This window comes from Tardiphaga sp. (assembly GCF_025356345.1).
GTDB lineage: Bacteria > Pseudomonadota > Alphaproteobacteria > Rhizobiales > Xanthobacteraceae > Tardiphaga.
Genome location: NZ_JANXTC010000085.1, coordinates 1 through 3,132, shown reverse-complemented (window position 1 = coordinate 3,132; position 3,132 = coordinate 1). Strand labels below are relative to the sequence as shown.

At 66.9% G+C, this 3,132-nt stretch carries 3 protein-coding genes and 1 pseudogene; all 4 read right to left on the bottom strand.

Annotated elements, in window-relative coordinates:
- Positions 1-476: 476 nt before the first annotated feature.
- Entirely contained in the window at positions 477-1,091 is a 615-nt protein-coding gene (locus tag Q0S16_RS04685; RefSeq protein WP_295845604.1) for a hypothetical protein, read from the bottom strand.
- Positions 1,088-1,933, bottom strand: coding sequence for an ABC transporter permease (locus Q0S16_RS04680; protein WP_295845601.1), 846 nt, complete (start codon positions 1,931-1,933; stop codon positions 1,088-1,090). The genes Q0S16_RS04685 and Q0S16_RS04680 overlap by 4 nt, the downstream gene beginning before the upstream one ends.
- A complete protein-coding gene (locus Q0S16_RS04675) occupies positions 1,930-2,739 on the bottom strand; it encodes an ATP-binding cassette domain-containing protein (RefSeq protein WP_295845597.1) in 810 nt (269 codons plus the stop codon). The genes Q0S16_RS04680 and Q0S16_RS04675 overlap by 4 nt, the downstream gene beginning before the upstream one ends.
- A pseudogene (locus Q0S16_RS04670) lies at positions 2,736-3,132 on the bottom strand (hypothetical protein); the annotation flags it as partial. The gene Q0S16_RS04675 and the pseudogene Q0S16_RS04670, both read right to left, overlap by 4 nt.

The window sequence follows — 3,132 nt, the reverse complement described above, 5'->3', positions numbered from 1 at the left end:
CGCGATGCCAAATCCGGCGCGCTGCTCCTAGAGGCCTCGGGCGACGATCGTTCCGCCGGGAAGAGCACGAAACAAGCCGGAGACTCATCGCGTGCGGAACGCCGGGTGAAACCGGTGAATCCGGAAGTTGCTGTGCGCATCGCTACTTGCCGACTACGGCATTCGCGCACAGGCCATGGGTGCATCGGGCACCCGGCGTTCCGCGCGCCCTCTCAGGGGGGGCAGGGAATGCAGCACACCCCGGACGCGCCAGCGTCGCGGGAATGAAGTCGTGCGGGTTGCATAAATCAGAATGGAATCGCGCGAGACGCGGAACGCGTTTCCCGGACGCGCTGCAGCGTGCAACGCTGCCGCGCAGATCCGGGATCCCGGTGCCACGCGGCAGAAGCGGGGCCCCGGATCTGCGAAGCGATACTTCGCATCGCATCGCGTCCGGGTAACAAGAGATAGCGTAACGCTCGACGCTGTATCGCCCCTCACTCCATGCCCTGCTGGATCATCCGCGCCAGCGCGAACAGCCGCTGGTCGATCGCCACCGGCACCTCGCAGACGAAGGTGATGACGCGATGGCGGTCTTCGAAAATCCGGGTCTGCCACAGCAGCTGGTTGCCGAGCGCCTCGATCTTCGCCGGGTCCGGCGTCGTCGTATCCTGCAGCGCGTGCATCGCCTGCGTCGCAGCGCGGATCGCGTCGGCGGCGCCGCGCTGCTTGCGGGTGATGCGTTCCAGCCCGCTCATCACCGAGCCGCGCTGCGCATTGAGCGTCTCGAACAGACCGGCGAACAGCATCCGGCCGCGCGGGGCCTTGCTGGCGCCGGCCCCGGCGAGAAATTCCGCGATCAAAGTCTCCGCCTCGTCGAGCGGCGTGCGCCGCGCCGCCAGTCGCGGCACCAGCGCGCTGACCGCGGCATCGTCGCGCCATTTGCCGGAGACCTCGTCGAGATCCGGCCCGGCCCATACCGCGGCCAGCGAGACCTCCGGCACCTTGGCCTGCATGCAGGGCCAGTCGGGGTAGCGTGGATCGGCGGCGCGGGCGATCGGGTTCATGGCAATCGTCGCGAGCAGTACAGCCAAACCGACACACCACTTCATGTCTCGCCTCCCGCGGGACCGCGGCGGCCGATGCCGCGCGACGGATCATAGGCCAGCGCCGCCCCGACCATGAACAGGGCGGTGCAGCCGGCAACGATGGCGAGTGACATGCCGTTGAGCCGGCCATAGAGCGCGAAGCGGATCAGTTCGACGGCATGGGTGAAGGGATTGAACTCGCACAGCCACGCCAGCATCGGGCTGCCCTCCCGCACGCGCCACAGCGGGTACAGCGCGGAGGACGCAAAGAACATCGGGAAGATGACAAAATTCATCACGCCGGCAAAATTCTCGAGCTGCTTGATGCCCGAGGAGATCAGCATGCCCAGGGCGCCAAGCATCAGCCCGGTGAGCAGCAGGGCCGGTAGCACGGTGAGATAGCCAAGCGGCGGCGGCTCGATCTCCCAGAACCACGCCACGGCGAGAAACGCAAAGACCTGCAGCACCGACACCGCGGTGCCGGCCAGCAATTTGCAGAACAACAGATAGGCGCGGGGCATCGGGCTGACCAGCAGCGTGCGCATATTGCCCATCTCGCGGTCATAGACCATCGACAGCGATGATTGCATGCCGTTGAACAGCTGGATCATCGCCATCAATCCGGGCGTGATATAGACCTCGTAGAGAATGTAGGTCTCATAGGGCGGGATGATCGAAATCCCCAGCACCTGGCGGAAGCCAGCGGCGAAGATGAACAGCCACACCAATGGCCGCACCAGCGCCGAGACGAAGCGCTCGCGCTGATGCAGGAAGCGCAGCGCCTCGCGCCAGACGATGCCCTGCAGGCACACCGCGTATTGCGCGAGGGTGAAACCGGTCCGTAGCGGGAGGGCTGCGACGGTCATGGGCCTGCTCCTGAACGGTCCGCGGCGGCGCCGGTCAGCCGCATGAAAGCCGAATGCAGGTCGCGCGCGCCGCTTTGAGCCAGCACGGCGGGCAGCGCGCCGCACGCCAGCACCCGGCCCTGATGCAGCACGACGAGCTGATCGCTCTCGGCGATCTCGTCGAACAGATGGGTGGCGAACAGCACCGCGATGCCATGGTCGTGAACCAGCGCGCGGACATGGCCGAGCATCTCGGCCCGCGCCTTGACGTCGAGGCCGACGGTCGGCTCGTCGAGCAGCAACAGCCGCGGCCGGTGCAGCAGTGCGCGCGCGATCTCCAGCCGCCGCATCTGGCCGCCGGACAGGTCGCGGACCGTGCTGGCGCGGCGATCGCCGAGGCCGACCTGCGCCAGCATTTCGGCGGCGCGCGTTCGCGCGTCGCGGCGGCCGATGCCGTGCAGGGCGGCGTGGTAGAGCAGGTTCTGCTGCACCGACAGATCGAGATCGAGAGTGCGCGGCTGGAACACGACGCCAAGTCCGCGCAGCGCTTCGCCGGGCTCGCGGCTGATGTCATGGCCGAAGATGCCGATGGTGCCGCGCTGAATGCCGAACAGCCGCGTGACCAGCGCCACCAGCGTGCTCTTGCCGGCGCCGTTGAGGCCGAGCAAAGCGGTAAACGTTCCCGGCGCGACGGCGAGGCTGACATCGTCGAGCGCGACGCGCGGTCCATAATGATGGGTGACGTGCTCGATCGAGAGCGCGGCGATGCCGGATGCGGCGGCGCGCGGCGCGGGCGATCGGCCAAGGGGGGTGGGGATCTGAATCATGGCGGTGCCATCGCGATGCCCCAGGGCAGCTCGCCGACCTGGATGGTCTTGATCACTTTCAGCGCCGCGACGTCGATCACCGAGACGTCGTTGGAGACGCCATTGGTGGTCAGCAGGTATTTCTCATCCGGCGTGAACGCCATGTGCCAGACGCGCTGACCGACCAGCAGATATTTTGTTACCTGATGTGTGACGGCATCGATCACGGCGATGCGGTTGGCCGGTCCCAGGGCCACGAAGGCGGTCTTGCCGTCTTTCGTCATCCCGATGCCCACGGGCTGGATCGCCTCGCGCCGCAGCCCCGGAATCGCAAAGCTGATCTTGCCGGTGGCTTCACGCTTCGCGGGATCGATGATGGTCACGGTGCCACCAATCTCCGCCGACACCCATAAT